Consider the following 15077-nt stretch of genomic DNA (forward strand, 5'->3'; position numbering starts at 1 on the left):
CTAAACCGCTTATTAACCGCCACAGCCACCGATAGTGACTTTAACTTCTTTGGTAGCGCTGTAAGTCTTGCCACCAGCCTTAACAACTGCAGTTACGTTAGTTGTTTTACCCATGCGTACACGAGTAGACACGTCTGCAGCAGTACCAGCAGGGATACCGAACTCAGCCGCTAGAGGCGTTGGGTTCTGCTCTACAAAGATAGCCATTGATTCAACGTTAGCCAGCTTAGATTCAACTGATACAGGTACAACTGCACCGTTCTCAGCGATATCTGGAGCTTTCAACATTACGTCAGCACTTGCTTCTGCAGCGCTTCCGTATAGTGCGTTTAGCGCATCAGCTTGTGATTTTGCGTTAAATGCATCTTTATTCCATGCAGCAACTGCCACGCGTGGCATCATTGCACCTAGACCGATTAGCGCACCGCTTGCAGCGATCGCTTTTACAACTGTACGACGATTCATGCTCATTTTACTCCACCTAAATCGAGTCTAATTAGTACTGATAAATGTATTCTACGACTGCGTCGATTTCATCTTCTGTCAAAATATTATGCTTACCCATTGGTGGCATGATAGACAGAGGATTCTTCGCAGTAGCATCCCAAATTTGAGCACGAAGCTCAGCTTTATTTGGGTAGCGTGCTTTCATAGCAATAATCATAGGTCCCTGGTTACCAGCTTGGTTGGTAATAGGATCTTGAATGTTGTGACAAGCAACACAGTTACCACGTGACTTACCGTGGTAGATTGCTTGGCCTTCTTTGATCATCGCTTCGCTATGTGAACCCGCGACTGCAGAACCGGTGAATGCTACACCTGCAACTGCTAGGGCTGAGATCAACTTTCGCATGGTCACTCCTTCAGTGATCGTGCACTTTCGTGCTTGTTATTATAAAAAACAGGGCGGCGTTAACCGCCCCGCCATCCGTCAATTATTGACTAGATTCTGCCATGTAGGCAACCGCATTAGCGACAGCTTCGTCAGATAGGTCCATACGACCACCTTTCGCTGGCATAATGCCGTTATCACCCTGGTAGCCATTGATCGCGTGGTCTACTAGGACATCCATACCTTGTGCGATACGTGCTTCCCATGCAGCCTGATCACCTAGCTTAGGTGCGCCTGCGATACCCATACCGTGACATGCGGCACAAGCACCTTCGTAAGTCGCCTTACCCTCTTTAGCAGCAGCTGATAGCTCAGCAGGCTTAGCAGAGTGAGACTCCTCTTCAACTTCAACACCCAGTGCTTTTAGACGCTCTTTCTCTTTCGCTTGCTCAAGAGCGTGTTGCTCTTCGTGAGAAGCGGCAGGACCGTCAGCACCTTCAACGAAGTGACCGACTGGGGTTACACCACCGATAGTACCGGTGATCATGATCGCATTAGGATCTTTACAGTCAGACATACAACGCGTGTTCTTAACATCAGGACGCGGATCTACGAAGAAATTCTCTTCGTTTGGCATCTTGATGTCAGCAAGGTTTTCATTTGTTAGTACGAAGTCATCTTCTACGATCTCGTTCATGTACAGAATGTACGCAGAGATTGCGTATGTCTCATTCGGAGTCAATGAACGTGGAGCCGTAAATGGCATCGCACGGTAGATGTAATCGTAAAGAGTCGAAGCGAAAGGCCAGTAAGAGCCTACAGTTTTAGTAGGACGGTCCTGAGCAAGAGTACCCTGACCACCTACAAGCACTGGCCAACGGCCTTCACCTTCACCAAATAGACCGTGACACACAGCACATTTAGCTTCGTAAAGACCTTCACCGTCTTCTACCGAACCTTCACCTACTGGAAGACCCATACCGTCAGGACGTACATCGATGTCCCAACCAGCGATCTCTTCAGCAGTCGCGGTACGACCGAAGCCGAATGATTCACCCGCGTTTACAGAACCAGCAACTAGTGAGCCGGCAACTGCAGCAGCAACTAGGGTTGGCTTAAGAGAGTTGAACATTCGAAACCTCCCCAGTGTTAGCAACTTTCCAAGTATGGATAGCGTTCTTGTGGTAGATAGACTCAACACCACGAACTTCACGAAGCTGCTTAAGTGTTGGCTGTACGTAACCTGTCTCATCGATCGCACGCGCTTGTAGCAACCATGGCTGACCATCCCACTTAGTCACAAGACTGAAGCGAGTCAGAGCTTTTTCAAGAACTAGACCTTTCAGGTTAGCTGGCGTCCAAGAGACACCGCCGTCGAACGAGATATCTACCTGTTTGATCTTACCACGACCAGACCATGCAAGACCTTCGATCTCGATCATGCCTGGGCTAAGGATTGGTTTTTCAGGACATGGGCTAGTGATAACCGAGTTAGTTTCCTGAACGAATGTAAAGCGACGCGCACGGCCATCAGCCATGAGGTCTGTGTACTTAGACGTCTCTTCACGGTGGTGCCAAGGCTTATCACCGACTTCAAGACGACGAAGCCATTTAATAGAGGTATTACCTTCCCAACCTGGGTTAAGAAGACGAACTGGGTAACCCTGTTCTGGACGAAGCATCTCACCGTTCTGTGCGTAAACAATCAGAGCATCATCAAGACACTTCTCGATTGGGATAGAACGAGACATGTGCGCACCGTCAGCACCTTCAGCAAGTACCCACTTACCTTCTGGTTTAACGCCCGCTTCTTCAAGAAGAACGCGTAGAGGAACACCTGTCCACTCACAGCAGCTTAACATGCCGTGTGTAAACTGAAGCGCTTCCATCTGCGCACCACGCCACTCCATACCACCGTTCGCTGGACACTCAAGGAACTTGATGTGCGACTCAGATGGGAAGCGCATTAGATCTTCCATAGTGAAGATCAGTGGGCGCTCAACAAGGCCGTGGATGATTAGACGGTGCTCTTCAGGATTAATTGTTGGAACACCACCGTGGTAGCGCTCGAACACAAGTCCGTTTGGCGTAATGATACCTTTCAGCTCGTGAAGAGGTGTCATTGAGATTGAAGAGATAGACTCAGCTGTCAACCAAGGTACGGTACGACGAACAACATCACTTTCGAATTTCGAAGGGTTGCCGTACGGGTATTCAATAACACCGTGACCTAGCTGCTTACCCCAAGTTGGCTCATTTGGTGGCAAGTTGTTTGAGTTAAGTAGAGCATCAGATGCCGTTGCAGTGCCTGCGACACTAGCAGCAGCAACACCGCCTACAGCAGCGATACCCTTGCGGAGAAAATCACGACGATCGTTAGTAGAGAGTCCTTCTGACTCGCTCGCAAGCTGGGACATTAGCTCACGTGTCGTCGGCCCTTTGATGATTTTGGCCATCAATTGCCTCCCGGCTGTTTGTGAATTATCAAAATTAGTTCTAGCGGAACGAATTCTACGTTCCCAATCACCATATATGCAAATTAATTATAGCTATATAAAGCTTTTAGCTATAACGAATCGATATAAGTCGGTTTAGTGACAATAAAATGACAGCCAAACCCACGGAACTACAAGGATTAACCTACCACACAGGAAACTTATGACCATCAATAAGCTATCGGCATTAGCCTAAAGGACTAGTGCGGTGCAACATAATAAAAATCGGGATTTTAGAAGATTTGCAGCCTTTTACAGGGAGGTGATTTCTATCTTTTCGACCACTTGAACGGCCGACTGTTTGTCAACTGTATCGGCGTGTGATGTAGTCAATTTTAGAATGGTTGACTCATCCTCAATACCGTGAGCATATCCGGTTTTGAGGGATTTAAAATCAAACAGCTGCTCATCGGCCAGATGCGACGGAACGACATTGCACATCGCCCTGAACATAGACTCAATACGACCCGGAAACTGCTTATCCCACTGATTCAACATCTCTTTAATGGATGCACGCTGCAGATTCTCTTGCGAGCCACACAAGTTGCAAGGAATGATCGGGAAGCCCTTTATCTCAGCGTACTCGGCAATATCCTTTTCACGCGAGTAGCTCAGCGGGCGTATCACCATATTTTTTCCATCATCTGAGACCAGCTTGGGCGGCATCCCCTTCAGCTTACCGCCATGGAACATGTTTAAGAACAGCGTCTCAATAATGTCATCACGGTGATGTCCTAGCGCTATCTTGTTGGCACCGATCTCATCTGCAAAGCCATACAGCGTGCCGCGGCGCAGACGCGAGCAGAGACCACAGGTGGTCTTGCCCTCAGGAATAACCGACTTAACCACCGAGTAGGTATCTTTCTCGATGATGTGGTACTCAATATCTAAAGAGTCGAGGTAGGCTGGAAGAATGTGTTCAGGGTATCCCGGCTGTTTCTGATCCATGTTGACGGCAACCAGATCAAAGTGGATCGGCGCACTTTTCTGTAGGTTGATCAGAATATCGAGAAGCGTGTAGGAGTCTTTACCACCGGACAGACAGACCATCACCTTATCGCCCTGCTCGATCATGTTGAAGGCCTCTATCGCCTGTCCCATTTCACGTCTGAGTCGCTTATGCAGCTTATTGAAGCGAAGCTTCTGCTTGCGATTGAGCTCATCTTGCTGGGTGTCGTCTTTCATGGTCTATCCGATCTAAATAATGTTTTGCCTAGTTAAATGGCGGCGCAAGTATAACGAAAAGGCAACAAAGCGACAGCCCTTACTGATCGCCTAACGCATCGAGCCAACCTATTTCACTGGCAGTCGCGGGCCCTATGTGAGCAAAACTCAAATCGGAGGGTAATACAGCCACTCCGGGCACAAGCGGAATCCTACCCCCCATCACCTCAGCTCGAGATTGAGGATAGAGCGGCACTTGAACAGGGTCGGCAAATCCATCCGGCCAAACCGGCTCAGCGGTTTCGGGATCATAACGATCCAAAGCCCCCAAAGTATGCAGCGCCTCATGGACCGCTACAAAGTGATTCAAGCCCTGAAAACGATCTGACGCGAAACCATTTACCAGCCCGATCCTACCCTTTTGCAAACCCAAGGAGTGTTTCATGGTGCTATTAAGCGTTGGTGAATAGTAGTTCATGAAGACACGAATAGTATTGTCATCCGCATCAAACTGATCATTCCCAGCCACCCACAAGCGCATTCGCAAACCCCACCATAGAGAGTCCAAAATACTCGCAGATTCTGGCGCTTCAGGCGGAAGTGACGTGACCACAGGATAGAGCTCGACCGACAGAGGCTTTTCAAGGGGAAGACCGTAGCGCCTAGACTCATCAGAGAAGAACTGCTCGATGTCGTTAAAATCGTCATCAGATAGCGTTGCAAGGTACTCTGCTGTTGCGATCGTTTGATCCGCATTCACAGGATAGATTCGCAGTGAGACCGGCTCTTGCCAATCGGGCGTTATCGACTCACTCTGCAAGCGATTAAGCCACAACACGAGCGCCAGCAACATCAGCGCAATATAGGAGATTGTCCGCCAACTCCACATCAGACAGCGACCTCAAGCGCCAGCCATGCGATGACAAAGTAGCGTATCGACTTTCCGATCAGTATAAACAGAAAACTGCTTAGCGGATTTAGGCGCAACCAACCAGCCATTAGACAGAGCGGATCTCCCACTACAGGTAACCAAGCCAGCAGCAGTATCACAGCACCGTATTTCCCTATCCAGCGTTTCGCTCTTTGATGCTGTGGCTTGTCCAACAGTGTCAGAGGGTATTTCAGAGCGATTAACCACCCCATAAAGAAGGAGAGCATCGATCCGGCCAAATTACCGACAATCGCAGTCAAGAGAAGTGGGTAGAAGTTCGCAGGGTTTTCAGCAACGTACCATGCCAGCAATAGCTCGGAACCACCGGGCAAAAGCGTTGAAGAGATAAATGCAGCGAGCAGTAACTCCCAAGCCATTCAACCCTACTCCATTGCTGCCTGAACGCAGCGTAATACGCCCAAACTGTAGACGTTAGAGAAGTGCTCAAAAACGGGTTTGAGTGACGCGCCATGTATACTTGAGCTTTCCAAAATCTGCTGCTCAATTTGACTGATCTCTGATAGAGGCAGTTCAACCACGTCCGTTAACGCGAGATCACCCAAAGCGATCCAGTGCGCCAGAATATTGAACACCTGCTGTTCGGATAGATGAACCTGCCTAGCCACTTGATCGGTGGTCATGCCAGCACGATAGAGCTGTAGCACCTCCTCCTTCTGGTAATCCACCTCTTTCTCGCGTTCATTGGAGAGCGACTCGTTAATAACCTCTAGGAAGGCATCGCCGTAGAGTTCCAGTTTACGATCACCAATCCCAGATATACGACGCATCTGAATCAGCGAGGTTGGTTTGCGCTCCACCATCTCCATCAAGGTAGCATCATGGAAGATGACATAAGGTGGCACATTTTGTTCGTCAGAGAGCTGTTTACGACAGGCTCGGAGACCTTCCCAGAGTTTAAATTCCTGATCATCCAGCTGCATCTCTGGTTTACGAGAGCGCCCACTGGCCATCGATGTGCGCAACTTGCGTTTATCTTTGCGTAACTGGATCTCCGTCTCGCCTTTCAGCAACGGACGGCATTTCTCAGCTAAGGAGAGCGAACCATGCTCTGCAGATACTTGTACCAACCCTTGAGCCACCAGCTGTCGAAACACTGATCGCCAGGTGTTTTTATCGATCTCTTTACCAATACCCCAAACCGAGAGCTTATCGAGACCGCGATCACGCGAACGATCCGAATGTTCCGCATGTAAAATTTCGATAATCGCATTAACGCCAAACTGCTGACCGGAACGATAAATAGCCGACAGCGCTTTCCGAGCCGCCTCTGTACCATCCCATACCTCGGGGGGTTCTAGGCAGTTGTCACAGTTACCACAGGGCTGGTGCTCTGTCTCACCAAAATAGGAGAGCAACACCTGACGTCGACAACTGGTGATCTCACACAGCCCCAACATCGCCTCAAGCTTTTGTCGCTCTATACGCTTCTGCTCATCAGGCGCCTGCCCTGATTCCAACATCTGCCTTTGAAAGATCACATCCTGAAGGCCATAAACCATCCAAGCGTTGGCCGGCTCACCGTCTCGACCGGCACGACCGGTCTCTTGATAGTAGGCCTCTACCGATTTCGGTAGATCCAGATGAGCCACGAAACGAACATTGGGCTTATCGATCCCCATACCAAAAGCGATCGTCGCGACCATAATCACCCCCTCCTCCGTCAGGAATCGGTGCTGATGATGCTCACGCAGTTGTGCATTCAATCCGGCATGGTAAGGCAGTGCATTAAAACCCTTTTCAGATAGCCAAGCGGCAGTATCTTCCACACGCTTGCGGGACATGCAGTAGACCACACCGGCATCCTGGGCATGCTCGGTGCGAATAAAGTTGAGAAGCTGCTCCCTTGCACGATCCTTCTGCATGATGCGATAGCGAATATTGGGACGATCGAACCCCTTAATAAAGACACGACCGGTCTGAAGTTGCAGTTTATCAATGATCTCCTGCTGAGTTCGAGCATCCGCCGTGGCGGTCAGCGCCACCCGAGGCACATTAGGGAAACGTTCCGCTAGAGAACCTAATTGAAGATACTCAGGTCTAAAGTCATGCCCCCATTGCGAGACACAGTGCGCTTCATCAATCGCAAACAGAGCAAGTTGTGATTGCTGCAACAGTGACAGGGTTCTTGGTTGAAGAAGGCGCTCGGGTGCGACATAAAGCAGATCCAGCTCACCATTTAACAGCGCCTGCTCTGTGGCCTGTAACTGGTTAAAATCGATGGCCGAATTGAGACAACCTGCGCGTATACCTAACTGTGACAGCGCACTGACTTGATCTTGCATCAAAGCGATCAGCGGCGACACCACCACCCCAACACCCGATCTGACAAGAGCGGGTAGCTGATAACAGAGGGATTTACCTCCGCCAGTCGGCATAATCACGAGTGCATCCTGCCCCTCTAACAGGGTCTCTACGACGGACTGCTGCGGATCACGAAACTCATTAAAACCGAAGGTGTGTAACAGTTGATGGCGGGCTTGTTCAATCATGCGCTCATTATCGGATATGCCGTGGATTAAGTCACTCAAACATAGGCACTTAATCGAGATCGGGGTACAATTAAAAGATTCAATCTATGGAAAACAGTAATGAATCAAAGTGTAGCTCTAATTAGCGAAGACGAACTGGATCAACTAGAGAACTTTTTAGACTCTGAAGCGGTGGCAGAGACCGCTCTTGATCTAGTCGGTGCACACGGGCTTTTATGCGCTCTTAATATCGCACCTGAAAAAGTCGACGAGTCGACGTGGATGACGCTTATCTTCGACGAGAAGCCTAACTGGAGTAGCGCAGAGCAACAGGCAGAAATAGAGAACCTGTTGAGAAAATTGAACTCTACCATCGCCAACGATCTCTACAGCGATCAGGAAATCTACCTGCCTTGTGATCTCAGCCTTGAAACTGACGAAGAGGATGAGATTCCTGAGATCACACTCTGGGCTGAAGCCTTTATGGAAGGCGTTTTCAGCAATGAAGAGGCCTGGTTCAGTGATGACGAAGAGTCGGTGGCCGGCCTTCTACTACCGATTATGGTCGCATCCGATCTATTCGATGAAGGTGAAGTAAAAGATATTCGTAAAGATCGCGCGTTAAGCGAAGAGATGTGTGAACAGATCCCAGAAATCCTGATCGATCTCTACCTACAGTTTAACGCACCAGAGAAGTAGACCTCTCTTCAAAGGATTCAGTTAGGCCTGCTCGTACAACTCTAACGGCAGGTCATCCGGATCAGCAAAAAAGAGAAAACGCTTGCCGGTATAAGGGTCAACCCTTACCGGCTCATGCCCTACCCCATTGTCAGCCAACCATTCGACCCACACCTCAATATCGCTTACGGCGAAGGCCAAATGGCGCAACCCCTGAGCTTCAGGGTAACTCAAACGTTGCGGAGCTCCGGGCATTGAGAAGAGTTCAACCTGGCCACCATCCGGTAGCGCTAGATCAAGCTTGTAAGAGTCACGCTCAGCTCGATAATTCTCATCCAATACCGTCAATCCAAGAAGTTCTGTGTAGAACTGCTTGGATCGTTGGTAGTCACTGCAGATAATCGCCGCGTGATGAATCGAGTTGAGCTTAGGCTGCTTCATTAATAGCTGACACGAACGGTATTGCCAGAGCGCAACACACGAACCTTATCGCCCGGTCTGAAGAAGAGATTGTTCTGCACACCCTGGACGATGGAGATGCGACCACCCTTATCCATTAACAACTGAATCTCTTGCCCTTGAGTTTGTGAGCTGTTCTCTTGGATTTTAGAACCAGCAATACCGCCGGCTACTGCACCCAAGACCGTCGCAATAGATGATCCTTTACCGCCACCAATGGTTGAGCCTGCAATACCACCGACAATAGCACCAGCACCCACACCAACAGGATTGTTAGGATCACCATTAATGATCACCGGTGTCACCTGCTCGACAGTCGCGTACTCAACCGTCTGAACCTGGCGTGCATCGGCAGCGGTGTAGGCTGTTCCTTGCAGGTTCTGCTGCATACAACCAGTTAATGCAACTGCGGCCACTGCACCAATCAACACTCTATTCATTCGCATAACAGACTCCCAATCGTTATTGATAGATTAAGCTTAGACAGAAAGCACGAATTCTGCATTAAAAAATGGCGAGTCGATCAACAAACCAGATCATTCCCATGATACCGATCACCAGTGAAGCCGGAACCACAACAATACGGTGGTAGAGTTTCTCTGAGCTAAACCAGTAAGCGACACCAAAATAGGCAATCAACACCACGGCGAGCTGGCCCAACTCAACGCCAACATTAAAGGCTAATAACGCAGCTACAAAATCATCCGTCGGCATCCCAAACTCCGACAGCATGGTGGCAAAGCCGAGACCATGAAGCAGACCGAAACCGAACACGACGGGAAGACGGAAACGATTAATTTTGGATGAGAAGAGATTCTCTATAGCAACGTAGGCGATCGATAACGCAACCAGAGGCTCTACGATACGAGGCGAGATCGAAATAATCTCCAAAGTACCCATTGCCAAGGTAATCGAGTGGGCAATGGTAAACATCGTAATCTGTAGGGCAATCGGCTTTAAACGACGACTCAGTAGGAAGATCCCCAGTACGAACAGGATGTGATCCAACCCTTTGGGAAGAATGTGCTGAAAACCACCTAGGGTGTAAGTTTTCACCACCTGCGCAAAACTCGGTTTGGCAAACACCTCATTCAGCATGAACGGTTCAGTTGGCTTATCCTCTTTTACCCACTGGTGTGACGACCAGTGCCACTCGTTATTGGCCTCATCTACCTGTCTGACTCGAGTCGCATGATCGCCAAACGCCATGGGGTAGTACCAGGTTAGACTTTGAGTCTCCCGGGGGATTCGCCCTTTCAAGATAATCACACTATTGCGAGGCACCTTGGTATAGCCTGGGGGTGGCACGACTAGCTCTTTTAGCTGCAACTCAGCGGGCGTTCCATCAAGCTTCAACTCAACACCCTCTAGGAGCGTCGGCATGAACTTTTTAAACTCCGCCTCAAGCTCTGCCGACTCCATTGCACGGTAATGGTCGTATTGATCTGAGTTAGGCGCCTCTTGAGTGTTTCGATACTGTCCATTGATACCGGTCAGAAGTGCTTCGAGGCTGGCACGGATCTCAATCTCTACCACTTCAGTCGTATTTGCAGAGATCTCTATCAATGCAGGCTTCACAACATCAGCCCTAACTGGGTAGAATAAGGATGTAACTAATGTGCATATAACGAAAATGCCTGGAATTAGTCTCACTGGTATGTCTCTAGTAATAAGCATGCGTGCTTTTGGTGGATTTCAGCCTGTGGGCCCTTTAAGAAGAGTGGGAAACTAAGATAACTATGAATCGTCGTCAACTATTGAAGGCTATGGCCGCCGCTGCTGCAGCAGGAAGCCTACCAGCAATTTACACTTCTCGCGCGCTAGCAAGCAACACTGCTCCAAGCGGATTTTATGATGTTCCAATGGAAGGTGATGTTCGTATCCTTCACATTACAGACGTTCACGGCCAGCTAAAGCCTGTCTACTTCCGTGAGCCAAACGTCAACCTTGGTGTCGGTGATGCATTTGGTCGTCCACCACACGTTGTCGGCAAAAATTTCCTTAAGGAGATGGGTCTTTCAGAGAACTCTCCTGAAGCTTACGCATACACCTACCTTAACTTCCTAGAAGAAGCTAAGAAGTACGGTCGTACGGGCGGTTTCGCACACGTTAAAACACTTCTAGATCGTCTACGCGATCAAGCGGGCGGACGCCAAAACACACTAACCCTTGATGGTGGTGACCTATGGCAGGGATCGGGTACTTCACTGTGGACACGTGGTGTCGACATGGTTGAGGCATCTAACATTCTTGGCATCGACGTTATGGTTGGTCACTGGGAGTTCACCTACCGTGAAGAGGAAGTTCTTTCGAACGTTGCTCTGTTCAAAGGTGACTTCATCGGTCAGAACGTTAAAGTACTAGAAGACTCACTGTTTGGTGATGAGTACTACGAAATGGTTGAGCGTTTCGATGGCCGTGGTCTGTACGACGAAGATACGGGTCATGCGTTCCAGCCATACGTGATTAAAGAGATCAACGGCAAGCGTATCGCTGTAGTAGGCCAAGCCTTCCCACGTACCTCAAACGCCAACCCTAAAGAGTTCTTCCCAGACTGGTCTTTCGGTCTTCGTGAACCAGAGATGATCGAGCTTGTTCAGCAGATCCGTGAAGAGGAGCAGCCAGACGCGGTTGTTCTTGTATCGCACAACGGTATGGACGTCGACATCAAGATGGCTGAACGTGTTCCTGGCCTGAATGCTGTATTCGGCGGTCACACTCACGATGGTGTTCCACAACCGATCAAAGTTAAGAACGTTGACGGTGGCGAATGTTGGGTAACCAACGCAGGTTCAAACGGTAAGTTTGTCGGCTGTATGGACTTCTCGATCGAAGATGGCCAGATCACCAACATGACTTACAAACAGCTACCTGTTATCTCTGATTGGCTTGAAGCTGACGGTGAGATGGAAGCGTACATCAACCAGATGCGCCAAGGTCGTTACGATGAGAACATCATCGAAGCGCGTAACAAGAAGTGGCAGAACAACCCAATCCGTGTCGGCAAAACCTTCGAAGAGATTCTTCAAGAGAAACTGGCTAAAGCGGATCGTACTCTTTACCGTCGCGGTAACTTCATGGGCACTTGGGACCAAGTTATCTGTAACGCACTTCGTTGGGAGTACAAGGCAGACATCGCACTATCAGCCGGCGTTCGTTGGGGTACCACTACTCTAGAGGGTGAGTGGATCACAATGGAAGATGTCATGAGCCAGTGTGCAACAACCTACTCTGAAACTTACGTTCAAGAGATGACTGGTAAAGCGATCAAAGAGATGCTTGAAGGCGTTGCCGACAACCTATTCGATCCAGATCCATACCTACAATCAGGTGGCGACATGGTTCGCGTGGGTGGTCTTGACTACACCATCGATCCAACCAAACCACTTGGCCAGCGTATCTCTGAAGTACGCCTAGACAACGGTGAAGTGATTGCTGATGACAAGAACTACAGCGTCTCTGGTTGGGCAACTGTTAACCGCACACCAGAGGGTCGACTACTCTGGGATATCATTGCTGACTACCTAAAAGCAGAACGCGATGAGAACATGGTGATCAAACTACCTAAGGTGAACAACCCTAAAGTGGTGGGTGTCTCTGACAACCCAGGTTTCGCTGACTACCCAGGTGATTGGGCATAACAGCCTACCCCATTAAAAAAACCCGCCTAGTGCGGGTTTTTTATTGCTATGAGAAACCTGGACAAATAGCAGTTCAGAATATCGCGACCTTTTTAAGATCGCTCCAACAAAAAATTGAAGCAAAAAAAACCCGCCTAAAAAGACGGGTAACGTTCAAGCAACGAAAGGACAATGAAAAGGGTTAACCCTGAAGCATTTTGAAAAGCTCATCTTTCAGTTCAAGACGACGCTTTTTAAGTTCCTCTTCACGACTGGTCGTGGTCGGTTCAACTTCAGCTGCAGCAAGCTCAGCCTGCTTAGTAATTTCGTGGTACTCATCAAACAGACGAGAGAAGTGGTTGTTTGATGTTTTAAGCTCATGAATACGTTCGCGGTACTCTGGAAGTTCATGAACTAGATCGTGGTGTTCTCCGATCATTTTTTACTCCTAATTCCATACAGTGTTGATGGTTCTAATATGCCCTACTCTTCTCCATCGTCCATTGATTGAAATCAATTAAAACGAATCTCTCTGAACAATGGACTTAACAGACGTTTACCTGTACCTTTTTCGATCCTTTTTTGGCGATCAACTACACTTTTAAGATTATGGAAACTCTTTCACTCCAACCTCGCGATTTTGCAAACGGTGACGTTCAACTGCCAGGCTCAAAAAGCCTATCAAACCGAATTCTTCTTCTAGCTGCACTGGCGGAAGGTGAAACCAAGGTAACCAACCTGCTAGACAGCGCAGACGTTACCCACATGCTGAATGCACTAAAAACGTTGGGTGTCTCTTATGAGCTAGCTGATGATCGTCGCTCGTGCGTTGTCACCGGTGTGGCAGGTCCTTTCAAGCAGCAAAGTGCTGAGATGTTCCTGGGCAACGCCGGTACTGCAATGCGCCCACTAACCGCCGCACTGTGCCTTGGTTTAGGTGAGTTCACACTGACCGGTGAACCTCGCATGTACGAGCGTCCTATCGAGGACTTGGTTGATGCTCTGCGTCAAATTGGCGCTGATATTGAGTACCTAAAAGATGAAGGCTACCCGCCACTAAAGATTAACGCTCAACAGCTAAAAGGCGGACGAGTATCGATTCGAGGCAACATCTCGAGCCAATTCTTGACTGCGCTACTGATGGCCGCTCCAATGGCACAGCAGGATCTAGAGATCGTTGTCGATGGCGAGCTGGTCTCTAAGCCTTACATCGATATCACCCTGCACTCGATGAAGCTGTTTGGTGTTGAGGTCGAGAACAACAACTACCAGAGCTTTGTCGTTAGAGCCGGACAGACTTACCAGTCGCCCGGTGAAGTGATGGTTGAAGGTGATGCCTCATCAGCCTCCTACTTCCTAGCTGCAGCGGCTATTGCTGGCGGAACGATTCGCGTCTACGGCGTCGGTTCTGAATCGGTACAAGGCGACAAAGCCTTCGCTGAAGTGCTCGGTAAGATGGGTGCTAAGGTCACTTATGGCCCAACTTGGGTAGAGGTCTCTAAAGGCGAACTGAACGGTGTAGACCTGGATCTGAACGCCATTCCCGATGCTGCAATGACGATTGCCACAACCGCCCTGTTCGCAAAAGGCCCTACAGCCATTCGTAATGTCTACAACTGGCGCGTCAAAGAGACCGATCGCCTAGCCGCAATGGCAACCGAACTGCGTAAAGTGGGTGCGGAAGTGGTGGAAGGTGAAGATTTCATCGAGATTACACCACCAGCCGAAATCCAGAGCGCCGCGATCGATACCTACGATGATCACCGCATGGCCATGTGCTTCTCACTCGCATCATTCGGCAACAGCGAGATCATCATCAATGACCCGGGCTGTACCAGCAAAACCTTCCCAGAGTATTTTGATCTGTTTGCTGAGGTTACGAAGTAACCTGCCCTTTAGGTGGTGACTGGCTTTCAGCCTGTCACCTCTACTTTAAAACATTCTACTCGCCTAAAGGCGGCCAGCCTTACTTTTTGGTCAGCAAAAAGTAAGCAAAAACTGACCACGCTCACTCGGCCTGCGGCACGCTCCGTTCAATGATTTTTCACTGAAGTCCAATAGGACACTGCAAACCGTTAATTGCTCCTGCATTAACGGAATACATGCCTTCCATGGCAATAAGTCGGCTCCTGCCTCCGTTGCAGACTTCGGCCATCCCGGCCTCAGCCGATTGAACTCTTAACCGTAAAAAATCATCGTACTCACTCTCGATCGGACGTGGACGACTGGCACGGGATTTGAATCTGGCACATTGTTGGAGCGGTCTAGAAAAGGCCGCGATAGGTCTTAATGTGAATTTAGCTATTAGCACCGGTGTCTGGCTTTAGCCTGACATCCACTTTCCCAGCGATTTCCAGAAAGGTAGTAAAGCTAACCTGCGGATGACAGGCTGAAGGCCTGTCACCGAAA

Annotated in this window: 15 protein-coding genes; 3 read left to right on the forward strand and 12 right to left on the reverse strand. The window is 49.2% G+C overall.

Annotated features, from left to right (window positions below):
* Positions 1-12 precede the first annotated feature (12 nt).
* The 8 genes from soxY to recQ form a co-directional block, all read right to left on the reverse strand.
* Positions 13-465, reverse strand: coding sequence for a thiosulfate oxidation carrier protein SoxY (soxY, locus tag XMM383_RS02925; protein ID WP_254442920.1), 453 nt, complete (start codon positions 463-465; stop codon positions 13-15).
* A gap of 31 nt (positions 466-496) precedes the next feature.
* Positions 497-853, reverse strand: a complete 357-nt coding sequence (gene soxX / locus XMM383_RS02930; protein ID WP_173481089.1) for a sulfur oxidation c-type cytochrome SoxX — start codon at positions 851-853, stop codon at positions 497-499.
* 82 nt (positions 854-935) lie between these two features.
* Positions 936-1964 (reverse strand): c-type cytochrome, encoded by a 1029-nt coding sequence (locus tag XMM383_RS02935; RefSeq protein WP_173481090.1) that lies wholly within the window; start codon positions 1962-1964, stop codon positions 936-938.
* A complete protein-coding gene (gene soxC / locus XMM383_RS02940; RefSeq protein WP_173481091.1) occupies positions 1948-3288 on the reverse strand; it encodes a sulfite dehydrogenase in 1341 nt (446 codons plus the stop codon). The genes XMM383_RS02935 and soxC overlap by 17 nt, the downstream gene beginning before the upstream one ends.
* 291 nt (positions 3289-3579) lie before the next feature.
* Positions 3580-4512 (reverse strand): tRNA 2-thiocytidine(32) synthetase TtcA, encoded by a 933-nt coding sequence (ttcA, locus tag XMM383_RS02945; protein ID WP_173481092.1) that lies wholly within the window; start codon positions 4510-4512, stop codon positions 3580-3582.
* Positions 4513-4591: 79 nt separating this feature from the next.
* Positions 4592-5380, reverse strand: a complete 789-nt coding sequence (locus tag XMM383_RS02950) for a hypothetical protein (protein ID WP_173481093.1) — start codon at positions 5378-5380, stop codon at positions 4592-4594.
* Entirely contained in the window at positions 5380-5799 is a 420-nt protein-coding gene (locus XMM383_RS02955) for a YqaA family protein (protein WP_173481094.1), read from the reverse strand. The genes XMM383_RS02950 and XMM383_RS02955 overlap by 1 nt, the downstream gene beginning before the upstream one ends.
* Positions 5800-5805: 6 nt before the next feature.
* Positions 5806-7932, reverse strand: a complete 2127-nt coding sequence (gene recQ, locus XMM383_RS02960; RefSeq protein ID WP_173494530.1) for a DNA helicase RecQ — start codon at positions 7930-7932, stop codon at positions 5806-5808.
* A gap of 99 nt (positions 7933-8031) precedes the next feature.
* Between recQ and XMM383_RS02965 the strand changes: the two genes are divergently transcribed.
* On the forward strand, positions 8032-8610 hold the full coding sequence (locus XMM383_RS02965) for a YecA family protein (protein ID WP_173481095.1): 579 nt from the start codon (positions 8032-8034) through the stop codon (positions 8608-8610).
* A 21-nt stretch (positions 8611-8631) separates the two neighbouring features.
* On the opposite strand, the gene XMM383_RS02970 is transcribed toward XMM383_RS02965, so the two are convergent.
* Genes XMM383_RS02970 through XMM383_RS11860 form a run of 3 tightly spaced genes read right to left on the reverse strand, consistent with a single transcriptional unit; the run spans position 8632 to position 10626 of the window.
* Positions 8632-9030, reverse strand: a complete 399-nt coding sequence (locus XMM383_RS02970) for a VOC family protein (protein WP_173481096.1) — start codon at positions 9028-9030, stop codon at positions 8632-8634.
* Positions 9030-9494 carry a glycine zipper 2TM domain-containing protein gene (locus XMM383_RS02975; RefSeq protein WP_173483512.1) on the reverse strand — a complete coding sequence of 155 codons (465 nt, stop codon included), beginning with the start codon at positions 9492-9494 and terminating at the stop codon, positions 9030-9032. The genes XMM383_RS02970 and XMM383_RS02975 overlap by 1 nt, the downstream gene beginning before the upstream one ends.
* Positions 9495-9552: 58 nt before the next feature.
* The gene (locus XMM383_RS11860) at positions 9553-10626 is read right to left on the reverse strand and encodes a HupE/UreJ family protein (protein WP_173481098.1); all 1074 of its coding nucleotides are present in this window, start codon (positions 10624-10626) and stop codon (positions 9553-9555) included.
* A 161-nt stretch (positions 10627-10787) separates the two neighbouring features.
* On the opposite strand from XMM383_RS11860, the gene XMM383_RS02985 reads away from it, so the two are divergent.
* Complete coding sequence (locus XMM383_RS02985) at positions 10788-12689, forward strand: 5'-nucleotidase C-terminal domain-containing protein (RefSeq protein WP_217362054.1); 1902 nt, start codon at positions 10788-10790, stop codon at positions 12687-12689.
* A 181-nt stretch (positions 12690-12870) separates the two neighbouring features.
* Here XMM383_RS02985 and XMM383_RS02990 read toward each other — a convergent pair whose 3' ends face one another.
* A complete protein-coding gene (locus XMM383_RS02990) occupies positions 12871-13107 on the reverse strand; it encodes a YdcH family protein (protein ID WP_173481099.1) in 237 nt (78 codons plus the stop codon).
* Between the two features lie 170 nt (positions 13108-13277).
* On the opposite strand from XMM383_RS02990, the gene aroA reads away from it, so the two are divergent.
* The gene (aroA, locus tag XMM383_RS02995) at positions 13278-14555 is read left to right on the forward strand and encodes a 3-phosphoshikimate 1-carboxyvinyltransferase (protein WP_173481100.1); all 1278 of its coding nucleotides are present in this window, start codon (positions 13278-13280) and stop codon (positions 14553-14555) included.
* Positions 14556-15077: the final 522 nt, after the last annotated feature.

It is taken from the genome of Marinobacterium sp. xm-m-383 (assembly GCF_013283255.1).
GTDB lineage: Bacteria > Pseudomonadota > Gammaproteobacteria > Pseudomonadales > Balneatricaceae > Marinobacterium_E.

Bases quoted from the DNA above. Each gene is read 5' to 3' on its own strand.
- soxY (WP_254442920.1), bottom strand. From the start codon at position 465: ATGAATCGTCGTACAGTTGTAAAAGCGATCGCTGCAAGCGGTGCGCTA.
- soxX (WP_173481089.1), bottom strand. From the start codon at position 853: ATGCGAAAGTTGATCTCAGCCCTAGCAGTTGCAGGTGTAGCATTCACC.
- XMM383_RS02935 (WP_173481090.1), bottom strand. From the start codon at position 1,964: ATGTTCAACTCTCTTAAGCCAACCCTAGTTGCTGCTGCAGTTGCCGGC.
- soxC (WP_173481091.1), bottom strand. From the start codon at position 3,288: ATGGCCAAAATCATCAAAGGGCCGACGACACGTGAGCTAATGTCCCAG.
- ttcA (WP_173481092.1), bottom strand. From the start codon at position 4,512: ATGAAAGACGACACCCAGCAAGATGAGCTCAATCGCAAGCAGAAGCTT.
- XMM383_RS02950 (WP_173481093.1), bottom strand. From the start codon at position 5,380: ATGTGGAGTTGGCGGACAATCTCCTATATTGCGCTGATGTTGCTGGCG.
- XMM383_RS02955 (WP_173481094.1), bottom strand. From the start codon at position 5,799: ATGGCTTGGGAGTTACTGCTCGCTGCATTTATCTCTTCAACGCTTTTG.
- recQ (WP_173494530.1), bottom strand. From the start codon at position 7,932: ATGATTGAACAAGCCCGCCATCAACTGTTACACACCTTCGGTTTTAAT.
- XMM383_RS02965 (WP_173481095.1), top strand. From the start codon at position 8,032: ATGAATCAAAGTGTAGCTCTAATTAGCGAAGACGAACTGGATCAACTA.
- XMM383_RS02970 (WP_173481096.1), bottom strand. From the start codon at position 9,030: ATGAAGCAGCCTAAGCTCAACTCGATTCATCACGCGGCGATTATCTGC.
- XMM383_RS02975 (WP_173483512.1), bottom strand. From the start codon at position 9,494: ATGCGAATGAATAGAGTGTTGATTGGTGCAGTGGCCGCAGTTGCATTA.
- XMM383_RS02985 (WP_217362054.1), top strand. From the start codon at position 10,788: ATGAATCGTCGTCAACTATTGAAGGCTATGGCCGCCGCTGCTGCAGCA.
- XMM383_RS02990 (WP_173481099.1), bottom strand. From the start codon at position 13,107: ATGATCGGAGAACACCACGATCTAGTTCATGAACTTCCAGAGTACCGC.
- aroA (WP_173481100.1), top strand. From the start codon at position 13,278: ATGGAAACTCTTTCACTCCAACCTCGCGATTTTGCAAACGGTGACGTT.